We start from the raw sequence: 20,298 nt of genomic DNA on the forward strand, positions 1-20,298 counted from the left end.
CAAACATAAGTTCGTATTATTTAAGGAGTGAATGAGATGAAAGCAGTTCGTCGATTTGGTTTTATGTTGTGGGTATTATTGATGGGAATTGTTATTGGCTATTTTGGCGTTTTAAGTGCTGTTCTGATTTTTTGCCCTCTAATGATGCTTTGGTTCATGCTTTGGGATGAAAAGAAATTCCGCCAAGCAGAGCGCAAACGTAACCGCCATTATTATCACGATCATGATTTTTATCGTTATGAACCATGATCCTTCCCCTACATACGCCCATAAGGCAGCAGAAACAAAAAAGGACTCCAGCGAGTCCTTTTTTGTTTCTGCTTTTTTAGTATTCCATTAACGTCTTGATTTCGACACCTTGGATCTTGTCTCTTCCATGTAGATCCATCAGTTCGATCAAGAAGGCACAGCCAACAACGATGCCACCTAGTTTTTCTACGAGTTCGATCGTTGCTTTGATCGTTCCGCCAGTTGCTAGTAGATCATCACAGATCAAGACACGTTGACCTGGTTTGATGGCATCGGCGTGCAGCGTCAAGACATCCACACCGTACTCTTTTTCATATTCTGCTTCAATCGTTTCCCGTGGCAATTTGCCTTTTTTACGCACTGGGGCAAAGCCGACACCTAATTGATAGGCAACTGGACAACCAACGATAAAGCCGCGGGCTTCAGGTCCTACCACCATATCGATGCCTTTTTCTTGTGCATACTCAACGATTTGTTGTGTCGCATACCGATACGCTTCTCCATCTGCCATCAATGGCGAGATGTCCCGAAAAATAATTCCCTCTTGGGGATAATCAGGAATACTAGCAATATACTCTTTTAAATCCATTTTCTTTCCTCCTAGACTGTCAACCACTGACGAAGGGTTGATAAATCACTCATTAATAAAAATTCTTCTGTTTTGATCAGTTTTTGTCGTTGCTGATACAAATGACTCTCCGTCAATGGACGGGAAACAGGATCAGCAGTTTTATTCAAAACACCATCTTGTATTGTAACAAATTCCAGCTCAGAAAACACCTGAATCATGAAAATAAGTAATTTTTGTGGAATTTTTAGATAGTCAGCGACCATCTTTAGTTTGTAACGAATGTCCAAACGAGGCTGCTGTTTGATCAGTTGAAAGAGACGACTGTATTGCTCTCTTGTCCCTACCCCATCTAAATAAGCATCTTCTGTCGAGTAGAAAACAAAAGCAACTCTTGACGCCTGGAGCGCTTGAACGATCTCTTTGATCAATGCAGGGTCAGCAGGACAATCTAAAAATGCAATCTCTTGGAACTGACCAGCACGAAAAGTATCTTCCAAGGCTGTAACTGAGTCAAATATGGTGGTTTGCCCACAAAAGCCTTGCAATTCCCGAGGAAGTTTCTGCTTGAAAAGAACGCCTAGTGTTTGACTGCCCAGAGAGACACCTTGACGGCTTCTTTTCGAACGATAATCAAATAGCTGAATCCCTTCCACTGCAAAATCATCCAACATGAGCTGCGGTTTTTTGTTGCCATTCCATTCATTGATGGAAAGCTGACCAACGATCGATAAGCGGTCGTTTTCAAACGCTACTAAATCTTTTCCAAAACCAAACCCAATGACATCCAGCTGCGTGTTAGACTCATCGCTCATCACTAACTTCAAATGCTGATTTTCTGAACCAATCTGGCGAGCATTTTGAGTCATCAGATTAGAAAATAAAAATTTCGGTAAGGGGTTGTCCGTTCCAAAAGGCGCTAAGACTTTTAATGATTCAATAAAACTGATCGAAACTTCTGTTAACGGTAGCTCCTCATCGATCGCTAATGGGATGCCCTGACTGAGGTCAATGGCATTTTCTTCAACGTAACGATTCATTTGGGCTTGCAGCATATCTAAATGATCGATGGGGATACTTAATCCAACTGCTGCATGATGGCCGCCAAAGCTAGTAAACATGTCTTTCATCGTCGACAGCATTTCAAACAGATTCAACGCAGCAATGCTTCTTCCCGACCCTTTGGCTAAGCCATTTTCTTTTTTGGTCAAAACGATCACTGGTTGTCCTGTACTTTGCATGATTCGCCCTGCCACGATCCCTAAAACGCCTTCGTGCCAATGATCTCCCACCACCAAATGAACATGGTTCGCAGGATCGATTTTTTCTTGTGCTTCTTTCATGATTTCTTCAACAAAGGTTTTTCGCTGCTGATTGATTGTATCTAAGGTTTTGGCTAAGCTGACTGCCTCTTCTTCATCGAAGGTAGTCAACAAGCGAACAGCCGGATTGGGGTCCTCCAAACGACCGATCGCATTTAACCGTGGTCCAACGGCGAAGCCAATGTCTGTTTCGTTGACTGTTTGTTTTTTTAAACCGCTGACTGACAGCAACTCATTCAGTCCGATGCGATCCGATTGCTGAATCATTTTCAACCCGTTGCTGACTAATAGCCGATTCTCATCGGTTAAAGAAACCATATCAGCGATCGTCCCAATCGCAACAAGATCAAGCAATTCCACTGGCACTTCTTCTAACAAAGCGCAAGCCACTTTAAATGCGACGCCGACTCCAGCCAAATCACCAAAAGGATAGTTTCCTTGAGGGTGACGGGGATGGACAATAGCAAACGCCTCCGGTAGTTCTGCAGGTAGTTCATGGTGATCTGTGACGATCACGTCAACTCCTTGTCCTTGAGCATAAGCAATCGCCTCATGACCAGACACCCCATTGTCGACGGTGATGATCAATTGCGTCCCTGCTGCAATTTTATCTTGATAGACAGTTAGATTGGGCCCATATCCATCTGTAAAACGATTAGGCAAATAATACTCAGCTTCCGCCCCTAGCAATTCCAACGTTTCCTTTAACACGGTAGTGCTCGTAATCCCATCCGCATCGTAATCACCATAAATCAAGATTCGTTCGCCATTTAAAATCGCTTCATGGATTCGTTCCACGGCTTTAGCCATATCATGAAATAAAAACGGATCATGAAGATATTGCAGGTCCGTTGATAAAAAAGCATCGAGCGCCTCTGCTGTTCGAATATTTCGCTGCCATAGCAAAGCGCCGATCCGCTCAGGGATCTTTCTTTCTTGGATCAGCTCTTTAAATACTGGGGTCGTTTCGCTTTCTTGCGGACGCACCCAATGAAAATTTGCACGTTTCACCAAATCACTCCTAACTAGGATATTATAGCAAAGTTTATGCAAAAAAGAAAAACAACGAGAGAAACAGCACTCGTTTTACAACACAAAAAAAGAGCTTGCAGCAAATCTTGCACTAGCAAACTCTTTTTTTGTGAAATGTCGCTCTTTTAGGCTTGCGATTCAAAAGACTTCATTTCCTCATCGATCGTTGGCGGCGTGGATGCGCCCGCAGCACGTGAGGAAAGCTGGGCTTCTTGATCATCGAGCTGCTGCTGTCTTGCCGCTAACTCCGCCTGCTTGTTCGTGTATTCCCGTTCCAAAGCTTCTCGTTGTTCTTGGAGAACCTTCTCGTTATTCGAACGATAATCTGAGAGCTCTTTTCTCAATTGCTTTAGTTCTTTTTTTTGGCGGAACATTGCGCTTGTGGAAACCAGCAGCAAAATCAATGCGCCTAACAAAGCAGAACCAATAATGACTAAGATCAGTGGCGATTGAATCGTTGTGAAGCCAAAGTTGATCGGGACAGTCATATTGTTTGCAACGGCAAATAAAACGATCACTAAAATCAGTAAAATACCAACGATAACACGCCATTGATTTTTCATGGGCTTCAACTCCTATTTTTTGTTGAACATCGTTCCCGCCATATAATCGCCGATTGAAGGAAACAGGGTATATAGTTTCGCAGCAGCGCCTAAAATATGTGGGCGATTGATTTCTCGTTTTGGATGGATCATCGCTTTGACGATCGTTTGCGCTAATTTGTTCGGTTCGAGCACTAGGCTGCCCACCGACGATAAGTAACTACCGCTTGGGTCTGCTTGGTCAAAGAATGCCGTTTCGATCGGTCCAAGATTGACCGTTGTTACGTTGATCCCTAATGGTTTTAGTTCTAAACGTAATGCGTTAGAAAAACCGAGCACAGCAAATTTTGTTGCAGAGTAGACGGCCGTTTTTGGCGTAGCGATCTTACCTGCGATCGAAGCAACATTTATGATATGACCATGCTTTTGTTCAGCCATTTGGATCGCTACTTGCTGGGTCAAAACCATCATGCCAAGCACATTGACTTCGAACATATTGCGGATGACCGCCGGGTCCATCTCTGTAAATTCTTGAAAGATCCCGTAGCCAGCATTATTGACGAAGACATCGATCTTACCAACTTTTTCATTGATTTTTTCTAGTAAGCGCTCCACACTTTCAGGATTTGCTACATCCAATTGAAACGCATACGCTTCTTTGCCGCTTAATTCCATACATTGTTCTTTGACTTTTCCAATCAGATTCGTTCTTCGGGCACAAGTCACGACGATCGCACCACGTTTTGCGGCTTCATAACAGATTTGTTCGCCAAGTCCAGCAGAGCCACCTGTTACAACGACAACTTTATTCTCTAAATTCATCTGTTTCTTCCTCTCCGGCAAAAGGGATCTCGACAATATCAAAATCTTTGACGATCAACGTATTCGGAAATACTTCTTTTGCTTCATTTACTAAATTTGTAATATCTTTGCCAACGTAACGCGCACTGATATGGGTCAACAGCAAACGCTTAGCTTGAGCTTCTTGTGCCACTTCGGCAGCTTGCCGCGTCGTCGAGTGAAAATAAGCGCGAGCCAACTTGGCTTCTTCTTTGTTAAAGGTACTTTCATGCACCAATATATCCGCATCTTCTGCTAGCAGTACGGCGTTTTGACATTTACGCGTATCACCTAATATCGCCACGATCCGACCTTTTTTCGCTTGGCCCAAGAAATCAGCCCCATTGATTTGACGTCCATCGTCAAGGGTAACTACTTCACCTTTTTTCAAACGACCGAAGAGCGGCCCAGGTTTCAACCCAAGTTCCAGTAAAGCCTGCACTTGCAATTCCCCTTGATGGCTTGCTTCAACAATCCGATAACCAAAACTGTCAATGCCATGATCAAGACGCAGACACGATACTTCAAATTGCTGATCTTTAAAAAGAATCCCTTCTTCTTCAATCTCGAAAAAATGTAAGGGGTAGCTGACTTTGGTCTGAGAAATCCGCAAAACGGTTTGAACGTATGCTTTGATCCCCTTGGGTCCATAAATCTCTAGAGGCGTGTCGCCTCCTTGAAAGGAGCGGCTGCTGATCAATCCTGGCAACCCATAGATATGGTCACCATGAAGATGAGTGATAAAGATTTTTTCAATCTTTCGTGGACGAATCGTAGAATGCAAAATCTGCATTTGCGTCCCTTCGCCACAATCAAAAAGCCAAACGGCATTCCGTTCATCTAAAAGTCGTAACGCAATGCTGGTCACGTTTCGATGTTTCGCAGGCACACCCGCGCCTGTTCCTAAAAATTCTAATTCCATAAGCTTCTTTCCTTTCATCTCTTTCCAATTTTAGCGGAAAAGAAATCAAGTTGCAATTGAAGCTTGTGGATTTTATTTCTCAGATTGGCGATCTTATGCGTCGTTATGAGAGTTTTTCCAGTCTTCTTGAACGCGTGCTTTGGTGGATTCTTCGACTTTCTTAGCCGTTTCAATCTCTGCTTCCACTTCATCGTAGTCAAAGCGCGTGATGTCACCGCCTAATTCATTCATGATCAATTGATTCAAAGGACGATTGTCTTCTTCATCTGCGATCAATAATAACCCCGTATCACCAACACCAATTTGGTTTCCGACATGTTCAAAAAGCATTTGCGCATTTTGGATCTCTTTTGCATCACGAGTAGCACCGATCATACTGCCACCAAACCAGCCCAGCATGATTCCTAAAGGTCCGCCTAGCACACCAACGAGCATCCCAATCAATCCACCAGTTGATGTCTTATTGTTCCCAGTAAAATCGAGAAAGTCCTCGACTTTAAATTGATGCACGCCTTCATTGGTGTGGGTAAGAACTGCCATTTGTTCCCCTTTGATCTTCCGTTCCATATGCATCCGTTTCACTTCCGAAAAGGCTTGGTACGCTTTGGCACTGGCATCAAAATTCATTACAATGACACGTTTTGACATAAAAATCGCTCCCTTTGGTTTATTTGTTCTCTTCTTTATTTTAACAGTAAATCATTTAAATGAAAAAAGAAACCAAAAAGACTACCAATCATTGATTTCTTAGTGAAAATCAATGATCAGTAGTCAAATACACTGCAGCTAAAAAGGTATTTTTTAGGCAAATGATGTTCTTTTAAACGATTATTCGACAAACTCGAACTCGAAGTTGCCGATCCGAACGATATCGCCGTCTTTGGCACCGCGCGTCCGTAACGCTTCATCGACACCTAAACCACGCAGCTGACGAGCAAAACGCATCACGGTCTCATCATGATCAAAATTCGTCATCTGGAATAGTTTCTCGATTTTTTCACCGCTCAAGATCCAAGTTGCATCAGGATCGCGATCAATTGAGAACTCTGGTTCATCCGATTGGAAGCCATAATAAACTACATCTTCTTCCATTTCTTCATCGTATAAAAGAAACTCAGGGGTGACTTCCAATAGATCCGCTGTCGCATTCAACAAGGCATCGATTCCCTTACGAGTGACACCAGAGATTGGGAAAATCAATGGTTCATCCGCGAACTCATCCGTTTTTTCTTTTGCCAGCTGCTCTTTGAAAAAGGCTAGGTTTTCTTCAGCATCCGGCATATCCATCTTATTGGCAACGATGATTTGTGGTCGCTCTAGTAAGCGCAAGTTATGGGTCGACAATTCATTGTTGATGGACAAATAGTCCTCGTATGGATCGCGTCCTTCCATGCCACTCATATCGATCACATGTAAAATGACGCGGGTCCGTTCGATATGGCGTAAAAACTGAGTCCCTAAACCAACCCCTTGTGAGGCTCCTTCGATCAGACCAGGCAGATCAGCGACCGCAAAACTACGGCCATCAGTAGTTGTTACCATACCTAAATTTGGTACCAGCGTGGTAAAATGATATGCACCAATTTTTGGTCGAGCAGAGGAAATCACAGAGAGTAATGTAGACTTCCCAACTGAAGGGAAACCAACTAGACCAACATCTGCTAAAACTTTTAATTCGAGCTCGATTTTTCTTTCTTGACCAGGTTCTCCATTCTCAGCTAATTCTGGGGCTGGGTTTTTCGGAGAGGCAAACCGAATGTTGCCACGGCCGCCACGGCCACCTTTAGCAATCACTAATGTTTGGCCTTGCTCAATCAAATCACCTAATAAGGCACCTGTTTCAGCGTCACGAACGGTCGTTCCCTGTGGTACTTTGATGTAGGTATCATCTGAGCCACGACCGTGCATTCCTTTACTCATGCCGTTTTCCCCGGGTTGCGCTTTAAAATGACGATTAAAACGGAAATCCATTAATGTACGCAGACCCTCGTCTACGACTAAAATGACATCACCACCACGTCCACCGTCACCACCTGCGGGTCCGCCGTCTGGGACATATTTCTCTCGGCGAAAAGCAACCATTCCGTCGCCGCCTTTTCCTGCTTTGACATCGATTGTCACTTGATCTAAAAACATGGACATTATTTGTCCTCCATTCTTTTTTTACTACCTTCTATACTTTTTGATTATCAGTTATCTCACCTTAAGTGGTTACTATTTCTCTAATAAGAAAGTCTATTTTATTGTAACGACCGAAACGTCTTTTGTCTATCTTTTCTCATGGGTTTCCGTAAGAAATCGCGAATTCTTAAGGGTTATTCTTTGACAGTCACTTGAAATCGTAGCAAACTTTTAAGTGTACCAGACACAATCAAAGGAGGAGACAAGAAATGACAGTAAAAGTTGGAATCAATGGTTTTGGACGAATTGGACGTTTGGCTTTTCGTAGGATCAAAGAAGTTTCTGCCGATATTGAAGTTGTGGCAATCAATGATTTAACGAGTCCAGTCATGTTAGCACACTTATTGCAATTTGACTCGACCCACGGCACGTACCCTGGAACTGTTACTGCAACGGATAATGCTATCGTTGTCGATGGCAAAGAGACCCGTGTGTACGCTGAACCAGACGCAAGCAAAATCCCTTGGGCAAAAGAAAATGGCGTCGATATCGTTTTAGAATGCACGGGTTTTTACACTTCCGCAGAAAAAGCACAAGCCCATCTTGATGCGGGTGTCAAACGAGTCGTTATCTCCGCACCAGCTGGTAATATGAAAACGATCGTTTACAATGTCAACTCCGACACGTTAACACCAGAGGATACTATCATATCCGCAGGTTCTTGTACGACCAACTGCTTAGCTCCGATGGCCTACTTCTTAAATGAGGAATTCGGGATCGAAGTTGGTACGATGACGACGGTACATGCCTATACTTCTACACAAATGCTATTGGATGGTCCGGTAAAAGGCGGAAACTTAAGAGCCGCTCGGTCCGCTGCAGATAACACGATCCCTCACTCGACGGGTGCTGCTAAAGCGATCGGTCTAGTTATCCCAGAATTAAATGGCAAATTACAAGGACACGCCCAACGGGTTCCTGTCGTCGATGGTTCTTTAACAGAATTAGTCTCAATTTTGAAAACCAAAGTAACCGCCGATGAAGTCAATGAAGCGATCAGAAAACACACCGTCGATAATCCGTCATTCGGTTACGATGACCGTGAGATCGTCTCTGGAGATGTGATTGGTACCACTCAAGGTTCTATCTTTGATCCGACACAAACAGAAGTAACCACGGCTGGCGATTTCCAACTGGTGAAAACCGTCGCTTGGTATGATAATGAATATGGCTTTACTTGCCAAATGATTCGTTTGCTAGAAGAATTTGCTCGTTTATAAGCCAAGGGTCAAGCAAAAAGTGCCGGTTCTTTTTTTGAACCGGCACTTTTTTATTCACTTGCTGGGTGATCGTATTTGTCCAAAAAAGCTGCAATTTTTTCTTTATAAAGGTCTGGATCTGTTTTGTAGCTTTTCGCATGCTCGGCACCTGAAACAACCCACTTTTCTTTTGGTGCATCGGTCGCGTTATACAAAATTTCCAGCATCGAATAAGGAACAAACGTATCCGCATCGCCATGGATAAAAAAGATTGGACGCGTATTCTTTTGCAGTTGTTTGACTGCATCTGCTTCACCAAAGAAATACCCCGCTCGGATTTTTGTGACAAGGCTAGTGACATTCATCAATGGAAAGGCAGGTAGACCAAACAATTGATCGAGTTGATAACCCAATTCTTCATTGACGTTGGTATACCCACAATCTTCAATGATAGAAGTGACATTTTTCGGCAAGTCTTCCCCACTGGTCATCATTACCGTGGCAGCCCCCATACTGATGCCATACAAAGTGATCGTTTCTTCAGGACCATTTTTTGCGAGTACTTCATCGATCCATTGCAGATAATCCTTACGTTCGTGCCACCCAAAACCAATATAATCTCCTTCGCTTTGACCATGCCCTCGAGCGTCTGGAACCAAGACATTATAGCCTAAATCATGATACATCTTAGCATAGTCCGCCATCGTTTCTGCATTCCCCATGTAGCCATGCGCGATGATCGCCGTTTTTCCTCGATTCTTCTCCTCCGCCGGTAGATAAATGGCGGATAATTTTAAATCATCTTCAGATGTCAGCTGCCACATCTCACGATTTGCGGGATCTGTAAACCAATTTTGCGATTCATTTCCTGTCTGATTTTCATCCGTACCAGGGGTATCTCCTTCCAAAAAATCTTTTTCTGAAGGAACCACCGCATAATCGTAAAAATAGTTTCCTGCATACCCTAATCCTGCAATTGCTAATACAGCCACTCCGATGGCAATCTTCCAGCGCAATTTCACACTTGTCACGTCCTCTTGTTATATAGTTTACATAATATTATTATGGTTTCATCGTTCTTCATGGAAAGAACCCACTACATAAATTACCGTTTTTTGCTCGTGTTTGTCAATTGCAAGCGCCCAAAAAGAAAACCATTGCCAACACGCTTTGTTGGCAATGGTTGATTTTTCGTGATAATTAGTTATTTTCGACCAATTTAAAACTTGACCAAGGTTTCAAAAATTCTAATAAGAATAGTTCCTCATCAGCGATCTTACCAACGACATTGACACGACCGTCATTTTTCATTGCTTTCAAGGCGATTTGCGTCTCACCTTTGTATTGTCCATAGCCAGCATTATCGATCAAGACATCCCCTCTTACCATATCACGGGTATCATGAGGTGGAAATTCCTTGTCTTTATAATAGATCCGCGTCATCGTTGAACGCAAGATGTACTCTGAGCGATCTCCTCGATAGCTGTGCAGATTATCGAAGAGACAAATTCGTTCATCTTCAGTGATTCCGTCAACGACATCGACTCTTAATGTCGGATAATCAGCATGAAACGCTTCAGCCATTGCTGCCAATTCTGCTTCTGAAGCATAGGCATTGCCAATAGAGATATCATCGATCAAACCAGTCAACACTAAATGTTTGACTTGTGTAGCTAGTGGCAGATCACGATGGTCTTCCAAAGAGCATAAACCATCTTGTGTTGGCCATGGACCGAAATCAGCTTCGTGAGAATTCACGAAAGCCATCGTATTTAAATTGTATTTGCGGAATTTTTCCGAACAAAAAACAAAATGGTCATAGCCTAACCCTGAATAGCGATGAGGATAGAAGTTATGCGAACCGAGTAAATTTTCAGTATTAGGTGAATAACTCATGATGTTATCCACGTAGCTCGTGCCGCTGCTCATATTGATTTCGATTTTGATCCCGTAAGGATTACGGGTCATTTTGGCTTCTTCTGAACCAGTGAAACCAATATCTAACCGAACACCGTAAGCCCCCATCTCATCAAAGAAGGATAAATCATCATAAGAAATACCTAACTGTTCGAATAAACCAGGATTGATATCTACCATGACTTCCATTCCTAACTGATTGGCATAATCCACGACTTGCTTAAAGTCTGCCAAGACTTTTTCTTTGTCATCGTTGATTTGCAGCAAACTGGTAAATACCCGTTTAAAGCCGTATTTGTGTGCCAAGTCTAGATACGCTTTGTCCTTTTCAAACGTTGAGCGCTCTGGATAAATCGATATCCCTAATTTTCCCATCAAAAAAACCTCCTGTAAATTCTATCCGTTTATTATAATGAATCCTCTTTCATTATAGCAAACATCTAAAAAGTGGTCTACACCTTTCCGTCTGTTTCTTTCTCATTCCACAAAATCTGCGCTTTCTTCTATGTCTCTTTTTTGTTATGATTATCATTAAGAAAACTGGAAGGAATGAAAGAATGAAAAAAATCCTATTCACACTGACAGCAGCTGCTAGCCTTTTATTATTAGCTGCTTGTACAGGTTCAAGTACCACCGATCCCTCATCAAACAATTCGGCAGAAAGCACGTCAACCTCAGAATCTGTTGACTTGAATGCCCTGGAATTGCCGCAATTATCAACGGATGTGCAAGAGAATGAAGCTTTAGTTGAAATGGTAACGGAAGAAGGCTCGATCAAAATCAAACTTTTCCCAGAGATCGCGCCCAAAGCAGTCGAAAACTTTTTGACCCATGCCAAAGATGGGTATTATGACGGCTTGACTTTCCATCGTGTCGTAGAAGAGTTTATGATCCAAGGGGGCGACCCTAATGGTGATGGCACTGGCGGAGAAAGCATTTGGGGCGAAGGATTCGGCGAAGAATACTCCAACCAGCTTTATCACTTGCGAGGCGCATTAGCAATGGCAAAATCAAGTGCGCCAAACAGCCAAGGCAGTCAATTCTACATCGTTCAAAATGATCAGGATGTATCTGACGGTCTAGCGATCCAACACTATCCTGAAAAAATCATCGAAGCCTACAAAAATGGTGGAACACCACGATTGGACGGTAGCTATACCGTATTTGGTCAAGTGATCGAAGGCATGGATGTCGTAGATAAAATTGCGCAAGCAGAAACCCAAGACTCTGGCAATGGTGAGAATTCTCAACCGGTTGAGCCAGTGAAGATCGAAACGATCAAGGTCTTGCAAGAAGCCAAAGAATAAATAAAAAACCGCTGAAGTCTCCGTTAATCGGGAATTTCAGCGGTTTTCTTTTATTTTTGGTCGCCAACGATAAAGGTGAATTCGCATTCCGCAGCTTTTTTGCCGTCCACTGTAGCGACCGCATCAGCAGTTCCTACAGAGCCTTTGATTTTAGTGATCTCGAAAACAAGTTTCATGGTATCTCCCGGAACAACTTTTTGACGGAATTTGGCTTTGTTGATGCCGCCGATATACGCCGTTCTACCTTGGAATTCCTCGGATTTCAAGATCAGGATCGATCCTGCTTGTGCCAATGTTTCTAAAATCAAGGCACCTGGCATTACTGGATTTCCTGGGAAATGTCCTTGGAAAAAGTCTTCGTTGATGGTGACATTTTTCGTTGCGATAATCTTTTTGCCAGACTCGATTTCATCGACGTAATCAATATATATAATTGGGTAGCGATTTGGAATCAAATCCATGACTTCTGTTTCAGTCAATAGTTTTTTCATGGTTTCCCTTCCTTGCTTAAGAATTTATTATAGTTTGATTATCAAAGTATCATAGTTCAGCGAAATTCGCAACTAAATATTTATTAAGAAAAAAATAGTTTGACAATCAAACAATTATGCTTAATAATTAGAAATCAAGATAGTTTGATTTACTATTTGTCATTATACGTATTTTATTATTGTTGAATTTATTAAGGAGTGGAATTATGAGTTTTTTAACCGGTAAAAAAGTTGTCGTCATGGGCGTTGCTAACAAACGCAGTATCGCTTGGGGCTGTGCACAAGCATTAAAAGCACAAGGAGCCGAAGTGATCTACACGTATCAAAACGACCGCATGAAAAAGCCTTTAGAGCGCTTATTGGAATCTGATGAATTTGTAGTGGAATGTGACGTCGCCAATGACGAAAGCATTGCTTCCGCCTTTGAAACGATCAAAGAATATGCAGGTGAGATCCACGGTGTTGTCCATGCCGTTGCTTATGCCAATAAAGAAGATCTATCTGGCGATATTTTAAATATTTCTCGTGACGGTTATGCTTTGGCGCAAGACATCAGCAGTTATTCATTGATTGCCGTCACCAAATATGCCAAACCAATCTTAGCTGAAAATGCTGGAATCGTTACCCTTTCCTACTTAGGTGCCGAACGGGCAGTACCGAACTACAATATGATGGGGATTGCAAAAGCCGCTTTAGAATCAAGCGTTCGCTATTTAGCTGCCGAACTTTCACCGCAAAAAATCCGCGTCAATGCGATTTCAGCTGGTGCCATCAAGACGCTGGCAGTAACTGGTGTAAAAGACTATCAAAAACTGATCCAATTGTCAGAGGATCGAACACCTGATCATATTGGTGTGACGATTGAAGAAGTGGGCAATACTTGTGCCTTCTTGATCAGTCCATTATCAAGCGGGATTATCGGCGAAGTGATTTTCGTTGATAAAGGCGTTCATTTATCTTAATCAATGATTGTCATAGAAAAGTCTGCTATTTGCCTCTCCGTTGGCTAAGCAGGCTTTTTCTGAAAAAAACAGATATTTCAGAAAACCTCCTTTGCATTTCTATTTTATCTTCGTTAAAATAGATGCAGTAAGACTTGGAGGGATTTTATGAAACAACTGCTAATTGCAGCTAGCACGACCGATTCAAGTGGTTCCAGCATTACCGAACCAGCAGCTGCTCAGTTCAATGCATTACAAAAATGGTGGGCATCGATCGACTGGGAATCGATCATTGGCCTACTGATCCAAAAAGCACTGATGCTGCTTTTTTTGTGTATCTTATTCGGAATTTTATTAAAAATAAGCAACATGATCATTGACCGGATCTATCGGTCCTATGAAAAAAAAGCCACCTTCAATGTGAGTCGAATCAACACGATCCATACCCTGATCCGCAATACGGTTCATTACACATTAGGCTTCTTTTTTGTCTATGCACTCCTTTCAACCATCGGCGTACCTGTAGGCTCGCTACTAGCCGGTGCCGGAGTCGTCGGTGTCGCCCTCGGTCTCGGTGCCCAAGGCTTTATGAATGACTTGATTACTGGCTTCTTTATTATTACCGAACAACAAATCAACGTTGGTGATTACGTCCGCTTGACCAATCTGACGCTTGAGGGTACGGTGACGGCCGTCGGTATTCGGACTGTTCAATTAAAATCCGTTGATGGAACCGTTCATTATATCCCAAATCGTAACATCACAACCATCAGTAATACATCAAGAGCCAATATGCAAGTCGTGGTAGACGTACGTATCCTACCATCTGAAGGCTTAGATGAAATACGTGCCATCATTGAAGAAGTCAATGAACAGATTGCTCAGCAGCACGAAGAAGAGATTCAAACGGCCCCTACGGTCTTCGGTCTGGTGGATCTAGGAAACAACAACTTTGCAATTCGCACGACCATGTATGTGACCAACGGTACGCAATGGAAAATCAAAGAGGAATTTTTGGCCGCATCGATTGATGCATTAACTGCCAAAGGCTATACGATCCCCAATGCGCCGATCGTCGGTATTTAAAAAAAGGTTATCCCGAAACTGGGATAACCTTTTTTCTATACCACATGCAGTTCATCTGTCATCTTTGGGGCATCTTCTTTCGAAATCAGCAAATAGCGTCTTTCGATTTCATGCGCCAAATGATTGACGGATTTTAAAATCTCTTTGCGGGTGATAATCCCAACAAAGACATTGTCATCATCAACGATCGGCAAGAATGCTTGATCCACTAACAGATGCAGCATACTTTCCAACTCATCGTTTTCTTTGATGCAATTCACATTGACTTCCATGACATCTGCCACAGCCAGCCCTTCAATATTTTCCATACTGAAGCCAGTGAGATCCATCATTCGTTCTACGATGTTTGAGAGGCTGATTAAGCCGACTAAATGGTCCTCACTATCTAGTACTGGGATCTTTGAATAGCCCACTTTTGATAAAACAAGCAATGCGTGACTCAAAGGGTGGTTATAAAATACCGATGCCACATTCTCTGCCGGCACCAAGAAATTTTCTTGATTCTCGAGTAATATTTTTTCTACGGTCTGTCCTATCAATCTAATTGCCTCCATTTCACAGCTACTCTTCTATTTTACTTGAAAATGAGAATAGAAAGTAGAAACCTGCAAAATTATAATGAAATTTTTACTTTTTGATTCCGCTTACTTAACGTGTGAAAACGAAAGCTAGCTCTGGGACTTTATGAAAGGAACGATCATAGTATTGGATTGCCCATTGTTCTGGTGTACTTTCAATAATCGCAAAACTTTTGATTTGGATTTGCCCTCGCGGTTGAGAAATACTGCCAGGATTCAAGAAAAGTCGATTCCCGACTTTCTCACAAGCAATTTGATGCGTATGACCAAACAAAGCGATCGAAGCATCTGCTTGTTGCGCTTTTAAGCCTAATTTGGTTACGCCAAAACGAACATCCGCCAAATGGCCATGGGTCATATAGATGGTATCCAGTGGCGTTTTAACGATACGTTCATTCGGAAAACCACCACCGTAATCGCAATTGCCACAAACGACTTGGAATGTTTCCCATAAAGGATCCGTTTCAGGAAGTTCTGAATCCCCACAGTGAAGGAACAAATCGACTTGATTTTCGAATTCATTTTTAAGATCAACAAGAATCTCACGATCTGAATGATTGTCACTGACAACTAAGTATTTCATACATTTTCTCCTTCTAACCACTCCCGCCACTGTTCCTGCAGTTTTTTGATTGCTAGACCACGGTGGCTCACTCGGTTCTTCTCTTCTTGACTCATTTGGGCTGCACTTTGCTCTGAACCATCAGGAATAAACAATGGATCGTAGCCGAACCCATTTTCTCCACGAGGGATGCGGCCGATTCTCCCCGGCCATTGAGCTTCAACCACCAAACTCTCTTTTCCTGGTGCTGCGAAAACTAACGTACAGTGAAATTGGGCACTGCGTTTGTCATCTTCGACATCCGTCAATTCATAGAGCAATTTTGCATTATTGGCAGCGTCACTTTTTTGCTCACCAGCAAATCGAGCAGAGTACACCCCTGGTCGTCCCCCTAGTGCATCGACTTTCAGTCCTGAGTCATCAGCTAACACCGGTCTTCCCAAAATTCTGGCGATGGTTTCCGCTTTAAGGCGGGCATTTTCTTCAAAGGTGGTGCCGGTTTCTTCAACATCTGGTAAGGAAGGATAGTCTTTTAAGGTACGGACATCGTAACCTGCTGCGCCAAATACGGCTTTAAATTCCTTGGCTTTTCCTGGATTGCCTGTAGCAATGACGATCGTTTTTTCGGGAATCTCATAAGGGGGTTCATCTGGTAAAAACAGTGCCTCTTTTTGATAGGCGATCAATTCTTCGATAGCTGTTTTTCCGTAGATCAGCATCTCATTCAACTGCTGACCATCAAAGGTCGCTTCTTCCCCAGTTCCTTGCAATTCGACAAATCGACCAGATTCCGTCATCACCAAATTCATGTCAACAGCAGCTGAAGAATCTTCTTGATAATCGAGATCGGTCACACAGGTGCCATCTGGTAAGATCCCGACACTAATTGCTGCCAAATGCTCCTTGATTGGATCTTCCGTCAACGCTTTGTCACGCAACAAGGTATCGATAGCTAAACGCAACGCGACAAATGCGCCGGTAATACTAGCTGTTCGGGTACCGCCATCTGCTTGAACGACATCACAATCGACCACGATACTGCGCTCCCCTAATTTTTCTAAATCGACTACTGCCCGCAAGGAACGAGCGATCAGCCGTTGGATCTCCATCGTCCGACCAGAAAGCTTGCCTTTGGCACTTTCTCGACGATTACGAGTGTTGGTCGCTCGTGGGAGCATACTGTATTCGGCTGTGACCCAGCCTTTTCCCGTATCTCGTAAAAACGGAGGGACCCGCTCTTCAATCGTTGCCGAACAGATCACGGTTGTGTCACCAAAAGAGATCACAACCGATCCTTCGGGGTGTTTGTAGACGTTGGTTTGAATTTTAACTGGTCTTAACATTGTTTCTTTTCTGCCATCATGTCGCATTTAAAAGCCTCCTAAATCAGTGTGAATCGATGAGATCGTGTCTAAATCAAGCCAATCATTGGCAATCTCATCAAACATTTTCGGTGAACCAGTAGTAAAAAATGCATGTTGCGGATGCGGATCGTCCTGACTCGTTGCAGCAATGGAAAAATAGTCCAACAAGGTACTGACTTCCCCCACCGTTTCTGCCCCTGAATCAATCAGCTGGATATGAGCGCCCAATTCATTTTGGATCAAAGGACGCAATAAAGGATAATGGGTACAACCCAAAATCACTGTATCTAGCCGTTTGTTTTTCAATGGACGCAACGTTTCTGCCACGATTTTCTTGGCGACCGAGCTATGGTATTGTTTGCTTTCTACGATCGGCACAAACTTCGGGCAAGCCAAACTGACGACGGACGCATGGGGCGCTTTGCCATGAAGCGCGCGCTTGTAAGAGTCACTTTTGATCGTTCCGTTTGTCCCGATGACACCGATTCGTTGGTTTTTGCTTGCTTTGACTGCTGCTCGACTGCCAGGCAGGATCACGCCGATCACTGGGATCGTTAGTTGTTCTTTGATTTCTTCAAGGGCGACCGCTGTCGCTGTATTACAAGCGATCACCAACATTTTAATATTTTTTTCTAATAAAAAACGGGTCATTTGCCACGTATACTCGATGACTTGCTCAGCAGGTCTCGGACCATACGGGCATCTGGCTGTATCTCCCAGATAAAGAATCGATTCGTTGGGTAATTGCTTGATTGCTTCTTTGACGACCGTCAACCCACCAACACCAGAATCGATAAAACCAATTGGTCTGTTGTTTGTCATAGTTTCCATCCTTTACATGAAAGAAAGAGTTTGGTGCATTTTTCTCTCTTATTCATTTTGGACTTTTTTTGACTATTTTTCAAGTATTCCTTTCGTTTGCTAAAAAAGCATTCCCAAAAAGCACGAAACGGTCAAAAAGAAAAAAGCCCCCACGATTGGCTTACACCCCACAAGTTGCACTTGCATGGGTAAAAGACCGATCGTGGGGATGTTTTTGTTGATTATTCTTTTTAGTAATCGTACTGACGTTTTTCCAAAAAGCCAGAAAGCAATGACAAGGCATAACAAACCAAAAAGTATAAAACAGTCATTGCCAAAAACATAGGCAAAACATAGTTTGTATTTTGGCCATAAATGATTCGAGCATGATGAGTCAGCTCTGGTAAAGAAATAATCACAGCTAATGACGTATCTTTGATCAAAGAGATCAACTGACTGACGATCGCTGGCAGCATCGCTTTAAATGCCTGCGGCACGACGATGCTCCGCAATACTTCGACATAGCTTAGCCCTGTAGATAAACCAGCCTCCATCTGTCCTTTTGGCACAGAATTCAAACCAGCACGAAAGATTTCAGAAAGCATCGCTGATTCAAAAATCGTCAACGCTACAACCGCTGACCAAAAAATATTAAAGCGGATACCGATCTGCGGCAATGCAAAGTAAGTGAAAAAGATGATCAAGAGCAAAGGCAAGTTACGAATAACATCGATCACGACACCTAATACTTTAGAAAAGACTGGGATCGAGCTGAAGCGCAAAATGCCGGCGATCCCTCCGATAATAAAGCTAAATAAAATCGATAGGATCGACACTTCAACTGTTACCCGCAAGCCATCGATCAAGAAGCGAATGTTAATCGCTGAAAAAGCTTCAAAAAAGTCCATAGTTCGTTAGCTCCTTTCTATGAGCGGACAGCCCAACGCCGTTCCAAGTAAACCATCAAATAAGACAATGGTAGGGTAATGATCAAATAGAAAAGACCAACAATGATATACGTATCAAATGTATTGAAGGTCTCACTTGCGATCAAATCGCCTTGATACATAATATCTAATCCTGCGACCATCGCCAAAATTGATGAATTTTTGACAAGATTGATAAATTGATTGCCTAACGGCGGTACGACGATCTTAAATGCTTGAGGCAAAATAATGTAGCGCATCGCTTGGCTGTAAGTAAAACCAGAAGACAAGGAAGCTTCCATCTGGCCTTTAGGGACCGTTTGAATCCCTGAACGGATCGTCTCAGCGATAAATGCCGATGTATAGATCGTTAAGCCGATCGTTCCTGCTTGAAAGCCGTCAAAAGAAACCCAATACATTGGCACAACGACATAAAAGAACATCACGATGATCAATAAGGGAATATTTCTAAAAAACTCAACATACGCTTTGGCAATCCCTTTGATGAGGCGATTGTCTGACAACTGAAAAATTGCCATTAAGGTTCCGATCAAAAGACTAAAAAACAGTGCGATCAAACTCGCCATGACTGTGTATTTAAAGCCTTCAATAAACTGACCGGTATACGTTTGAAATAATTCAACCATTCAGTTTCCTCCTACTCTACTTTTCCTGATTCGTCTTCAGGGAACCACTTGTTGTAAATCTCATCATAGGTTCCATCTTCACGCATTTCCCGCAAGGCTTGATTCACTGCATCAAGAAACGGCTTTTGTCCTTTATTGATGGCAATCCCATAAGGTTCTTCTGTAAAAGTTTCGCCAACTAAATGGTAATTGGGATTTTCACTCGCCATTCCTAATAAGATCGCATTATCCGTGGTCATAGCATCCCCTTGACCAGATTGTAAAGCGGTAAAGGCTTCCGCATAATTCTCAAGTTCCAAAATTTGCGCTTCTGGTGCTGCTTCACGAATGTTCACAGCGGAAGTAGAGCCTTTCACGACCAATACAGTGGTATCTGCGGTCAAATCTTCGATCCCTTGAATAGGACTGTCTTTGGCAACTAATAACGATTGGCCTGCATCAAAGTAGACATCGGAAAAATCGACCTGTTTTTTACGTTCTTCCGTGATAGTCATCGTGGCGATGATTGCATCGATGTTGCCGTTTTTCAAAAGAGGAATCCGGGTTTTTGAGGTTACTTCAACAAAGATGGCATTGCCATCACGACCTAAAATTTTCTCAGTGATTGCACGAGCGATATCAATATCGAATCCTCGTACTTCTCTGGTCGCGATATCCATTAATCCAAAAAGACGGGTATCGTTTTTTACGCCCCAAACGATCTGATTCGTCTCTTTGCTGTTTTCTAAAATATCGATCTCTGCGGCACTTTGTCCTTTACAACCTGAGAAAGTCACAAGGGCAAAGGCTAAGACTAGAAAGGAAAATATTTTCTTTCTCATAA

Annotated in this window: 22 protein-coding genes; 5 read left to right on the forward strand and 17 right to left on the reverse strand. The window is 42.8% G+C overall.

Annotated elements, in window-relative coordinates:
• The first annotated feature begins 36 nt into the window (after positions 1 to 36).
• A complete protein-coding gene (locus IGJ25_RS09505) occupies positions 37 to 249 on the forward strand; it encodes a hypothetical protein (protein WP_005236082.1) in 213 nt (70 codons plus the stop codon).
• 76 nt (positions 250 to 325) lie between these two features.
• Here the strand turns inward: IGJ25_RS09505 and IGJ25_RS09510 are convergent, their stop codons facing one another.
• From IGJ25_RS09510 to obgE, 7 genes are all read right to left on the reverse strand, one after another.
• Positions 326 to 838 (reverse strand): adenine phosphoribosyltransferase, encoded by a 513-nt coding sequence (locus IGJ25_RS09510; protein ID WP_005226167.1) that lies wholly within the window; start codon positions 836 to 838, stop codon positions 326 to 328.
• A gap of 11 nt (positions 839 to 849) precedes the next feature.
• A complete protein-coding gene (recJ, locus tag IGJ25_RS09515) occupies positions 850 to 3,150 on the reverse strand; it encodes a single-stranded-DNA-specific exonuclease RecJ (protein ID WP_167827405.1) in 2,301 nt (766 codons plus the stop codon).
• Between the two features lie 146 nt (positions 3,151 to 3,296).
• Positions 3,297 to 3,734, reverse strand: a complete 438-nt coding sequence (locus tag IGJ25_RS09520; RefSeq protein WP_005226169.1) for a lipopolysaccharide assembly protein LapA domain-containing protein — start codon at positions 3,732 to 3,734, stop codon at positions 3,297 to 3,299.
• A 12-nt stretch (positions 3,735 to 3,746) separates the two neighbouring features.
• Positions 3,747 to 4,535, reverse strand: a complete 789-nt coding sequence (locus IGJ25_RS09525) for an SDR family NAD(P)-dependent oxidoreductase (protein ID WP_010748407.1) — start codon at positions 4,533 to 4,535, stop codon at positions 3,747 to 3,749.
• Complete coding sequence (gene rnz / locus IGJ25_RS09530) at positions 4,519 to 5,475, reverse strand: ribonuclease Z (RefSeq protein WP_438779262.1); 957 nt, start codon at positions 5,473 to 5,475, stop codon at positions 4,519 to 4,521. The genes IGJ25_RS09525 and rnz overlap by 17 nt, the downstream gene beginning before the upstream one ends.
• Before the next feature lie 93 nt (positions 5,476 to 5,568).
• Positions 5,569 to 6,123, reverse strand: coding sequence for a DUF1269 domain-containing protein (locus tag IGJ25_RS09535; protein ID WP_438779263.1), 555 nt, complete (start codon positions 6,121 to 6,123; stop codon positions 5,569 to 5,571).
• A gap of 180 nt (positions 6,124 to 6,303) precedes the next feature.
• Positions 6,304 to 7,617, reverse strand: coding sequence for a GTPase ObgE (gene obgE, locus IGJ25_RS09540; RefSeq protein ID WP_438779264.1), 1,314 nt, complete (start codon positions 7,615 to 7,617; stop codon positions 6,304 to 6,306).
• Between the two features lie 248 nt (positions 7,618 to 7,865).
• On the opposite strand from obgE, the gene gap reads away from it, so the two are divergent.
• Positions 7,866 to 8,876, forward strand: coding sequence for a type I glyceraldehyde-3-phosphate dehydrogenase (gene gap / locus IGJ25_RS09545; protein ID WP_005226174.1), 1,011 nt, complete (start codon positions 7,866 to 7,868; stop codon positions 8,874 to 8,876).
• 50 nt (positions 8,877 to 8,926) lie between these two features.
• On the opposite strand, the gene IGJ25_RS09550 is transcribed toward gap, so the two are convergent.
• Entirely contained in the window at positions 8,927 to 9,877 is a 951-nt protein-coding gene (locus IGJ25_RS09550) for an alpha/beta hydrolase (RefSeq protein WP_010748411.1), read from the reverse strand.
• A 178-nt stretch (positions 9,878 to 10,055) separates the two neighbouring features.
• Positions 10,056 to 11,147, reverse strand: coding sequence for a DUF871 domain-containing protein (locus IGJ25_RS09555; RefSeq protein WP_060791964.1), 1,092 nt, complete (start codon positions 11,145 to 11,147; stop codon positions 10,056 to 10,058).
• A 182-nt stretch (positions 11,148 to 11,329) separates the two neighbouring features.
• Here IGJ25_RS09555 and IGJ25_RS09560 point away from each other — a divergent pair, with 182 nt between their 5' ends.
• A complete protein-coding gene (locus tag IGJ25_RS09560) occupies positions 11,330 to 12,079 on the forward strand; it encodes a peptidylprolyl isomerase (RefSeq protein ID WP_225000869.1) in 750 nt (249 codons plus the stop codon).
• A gap of 50 nt (positions 12,080 to 12,129) precedes the next feature.
• On the opposite strand, the gene fabZ is transcribed toward IGJ25_RS09560, so the two are convergent.
• The gene (fabZ, locus tag IGJ25_RS09565) at positions 12,130 to 12,570 is read right to left on the reverse strand and encodes a 3-hydroxyacyl-ACP dehydratase FabZ (RefSeq protein ID WP_005226178.1); all 441 of its coding nucleotides are present in this window, start codon (positions 12,568 to 12,570) and stop codon (positions 12,130 to 12,132) included.
• 206 nt (positions 12,571 to 12,776) lie between these two features.
• Here fabZ and fabI point away from each other — a divergent pair, with 206 nt between their 5' ends.
• Complete coding sequence (gene fabI, locus IGJ25_RS09570) at positions 12,777 to 13,532, forward strand: enoyl-ACP reductase FabI (RefSeq protein ID WP_005226179.1); 756 nt, start codon at positions 12,777 to 12,779, stop codon at positions 13,530 to 13,532.
• Positions 13,533 to 13,679: 147 nt separating this feature from the next.
• Positions 13,680 to 14,597: a mechanosensitive ion channel family protein gene (locus IGJ25_RS09575; RefSeq protein WP_438779265.1), complete on the forward strand. Its 918-nt coding sequence runs from the start codon at positions 13,680 to 13,682 to the stop codon at positions 14,595 to 14,597.
• Between the two features lie 35 nt (positions 14,598 to 14,632).
• On the opposite strand, the gene cbpB is transcribed toward IGJ25_RS09575, so the two are convergent.
• From cbpB to IGJ25_RS09610, 7 genes are all read right to left on the reverse strand, one after another.
• The gene (gene cbpB / locus IGJ25_RS09580) at positions 14,633 to 15,136 is read right to left on the reverse strand and encodes a cyclic-di-AMP-binding protein CbpB (RefSeq protein WP_010748415.1); all 504 of its coding nucleotides are present in this window, start codon (positions 15,134 to 15,136) and stop codon (positions 14,633 to 14,635) included.
• Between the two features lie 109 nt (positions 15,137 to 15,245).
• Positions 15,246 to 15,758 carry a metallophosphoesterase gene (locus IGJ25_RS09585; protein ID WP_005226182.1) on the reverse strand — a complete coding sequence of 171 codons (513 nt, stop codon included), beginning with the start codon at positions 15,756 to 15,758 and terminating at the stop codon, positions 15,246 to 15,248.
• Positions 15,755 to 17,107: a ribonuclease PH gene (gene rph / locus IGJ25_RS09590; protein WP_010748416.1), complete on the reverse strand. Its 1,353-nt coding sequence runs from the start codon at positions 17,105 to 17,107 to the stop codon at positions 15,755 to 15,757. The genes IGJ25_RS09585 and rph overlap by 4 nt, the downstream gene beginning before the upstream one ends.
• Complete coding sequence (gene racE, locus IGJ25_RS09595) at positions 17,108 to 17,923, reverse strand: glutamate racemase (RefSeq protein WP_010748417.1); 816 nt, start codon at positions 17,921 to 17,923, stop codon at positions 17,108 to 17,110.
• Positions 17,924 to 18,153: 230 nt separating this feature from the next.
• Positions 18,154 to 18,810 carry an amino acid ABC transporter permease gene (locus tag IGJ25_RS09600; RefSeq protein ID WP_005226185.1) on the reverse strand — a complete coding sequence of 219 codons (657 nt, stop codon included), beginning with the start codon at positions 18,808 to 18,810 and terminating at the stop codon, positions 18,154 to 18,156.
• Between the two features lie 17 nt (positions 18,811 to 18,827).
• Positions 18,828 to 19,475, reverse strand: a complete 648-nt coding sequence (locus tag IGJ25_RS09605) for an amino acid ABC transporter permease (protein ID WP_005226186.1) — start codon at positions 19,473 to 19,475, stop codon at positions 18,828 to 18,830.
• 11 nt (positions 19,476 to 19,486) lie between these two features.
• Positions 19,487 to 20,296, reverse strand: coding sequence for a transporter substrate-binding domain-containing protein (locus tag IGJ25_RS09610; RefSeq protein ID WP_005226187.1), 810 nt, complete (start codon positions 20,294 to 20,296; stop codon positions 19,487 to 19,489).
• Positions 20,297 to 20,298 lie beyond the last annotated feature (2 nt).

Origin of the sequence: Enterococcus sp. DIV0240d (assembly GCF_051711245.1) — a bacterium.
Classification (GTDB): Bacteria; Bacillota; Bacilli; order Lactobacillales; family Enterococcaceae; genus Enterococcus_D; species Enterococcus_D casseliflavus.

What these genes read in the sequence shown, in the direction of transcription:
- IGJ25_RS09505 (WP_005236082.1), top strand. Translation starts at nt 37, where the DNA reads ATGAAAGCAGTTCGTCGATTTGGTTTTATGTTGTGGGTATTATTGATG.
- IGJ25_RS09510 (WP_005226167.1), bottom strand. Translation starts at nt 838, where the DNA reads ATGGATTTAAAAGAGTATATTGCTAGTATTCCTGATTATCCCCAAGAG.
- IGJ25_RS09520 (WP_005226169.1), bottom strand. Translation starts at nt 3,734, where the DNA reads ATGAAAAATCAATGGCGTGTTATCGTTGGTATTTTACTGATTTTAGTG.
- IGJ25_RS09525 (WP_010748407.1), bottom strand. Translation starts at nt 4,535, where the DNA reads ATGAATTTAGAGAATAAAGTTGTCGTTGTAACAGGTGGCTCTGCTGGA.
- rnz (WP_438779262.1), bottom strand. Translation starts at nt 5,475, where the DNA reads ATGGAATTAGAATTTTTAGGAACAGGCGCGGGTGTGCCTGCGAAACAT.
- IGJ25_RS09535 (WP_438779263.1), bottom strand. Translation starts at nt 6,123, where the DNA reads ATGTCAAAACGTGTCATTGTAATGAATTTTGATGCCAGTGCCAAAGCG.
- obgE (WP_438779264.1), bottom strand. Translation starts at nt 7,617, where the DNA reads ATGTCCATGTTTTTAGATCAAGTGACAATCGATGTCAAAGCAGGAAAA.
- gap (WP_005226174.1), top strand. Translation starts at nt 7,866, where the DNA reads ATGACAGTAAAAGTTGGAATCAATGGTTTTGGACGAATTGGACGTTTG.
- IGJ25_RS09555 (WP_060791964.1), bottom strand. Translation starts at nt 11,147, where the DNA reads ATGGGAAAATTAGGGATATCGATTTATCCAGAGCGCTCAACGTTTGAA.
- IGJ25_RS09560 (WP_225000869.1), top strand. Translation starts at nt 11,330, where the DNA reads ATGAAAAAAATCCTATTCACACTGACAGCAGCTGCTAGCCTTTTATTA.
- fabZ (WP_005226178.1), bottom strand. Translation starts at nt 12,570, where the DNA reads ATGAAAAAACTATTGACTGAAACAGAAGTCATGGATTTGATTCCAAAT.
- fabI (WP_005226179.1), top strand. Translation starts at nt 12,777, where the DNA reads ATGAGTTTTTTAACCGGTAAAAAAGTTGTCGTCATGGGCGTTGCTAAC.
- IGJ25_RS09575 (WP_438779265.1), top strand. Translation starts at nt 13,680, where the DNA reads ATGAAACAACTGCTAATTGCAGCTAGCACGACCGATTCAAGTGGTTCC.
- IGJ25_RS09585 (WP_005226182.1), bottom strand. Translation starts at nt 15,758, where the DNA reads ATGAAATACTTAGTTGTCAGTGACAATCATTCAGATCGTGAGATTCTT.
- rph (WP_010748416.1), bottom strand. Translation starts at nt 17,107, where the DNA reads ATGCGACATGATGGCAGAAAAGAAACAATGTTAAGACCAGTTAAAATT.
- racE (WP_010748417.1), bottom strand. Translation starts at nt 17,923, where the DNA reads ATGACAAACAACAGACCAATTGGTTTTATCGATTCTGGTGTTGGTGGG.
- IGJ25_RS09600 (WP_005226185.1), bottom strand. Translation starts at nt 18,810, where the DNA reads ATGGACTTTTTTGAAGCTTTTTCAGCGATTAACATTCGCTTCTTGATC.
- IGJ25_RS09605 (WP_005226186.1), bottom strand. Translation starts at nt 19,475, where the DNA reads ATGGTTGAATTATTTCAAACGTATACCGGTCAGTTTATTGAAGGCTTT.
- IGJ25_RS09610 (WP_005226187.1), bottom strand. Translation starts at nt 20,296, where the DNA reads ATGAGAAAGAAAATATTTTCCTTTCTAGTCTTAGCCTTTGCCCTTGTG.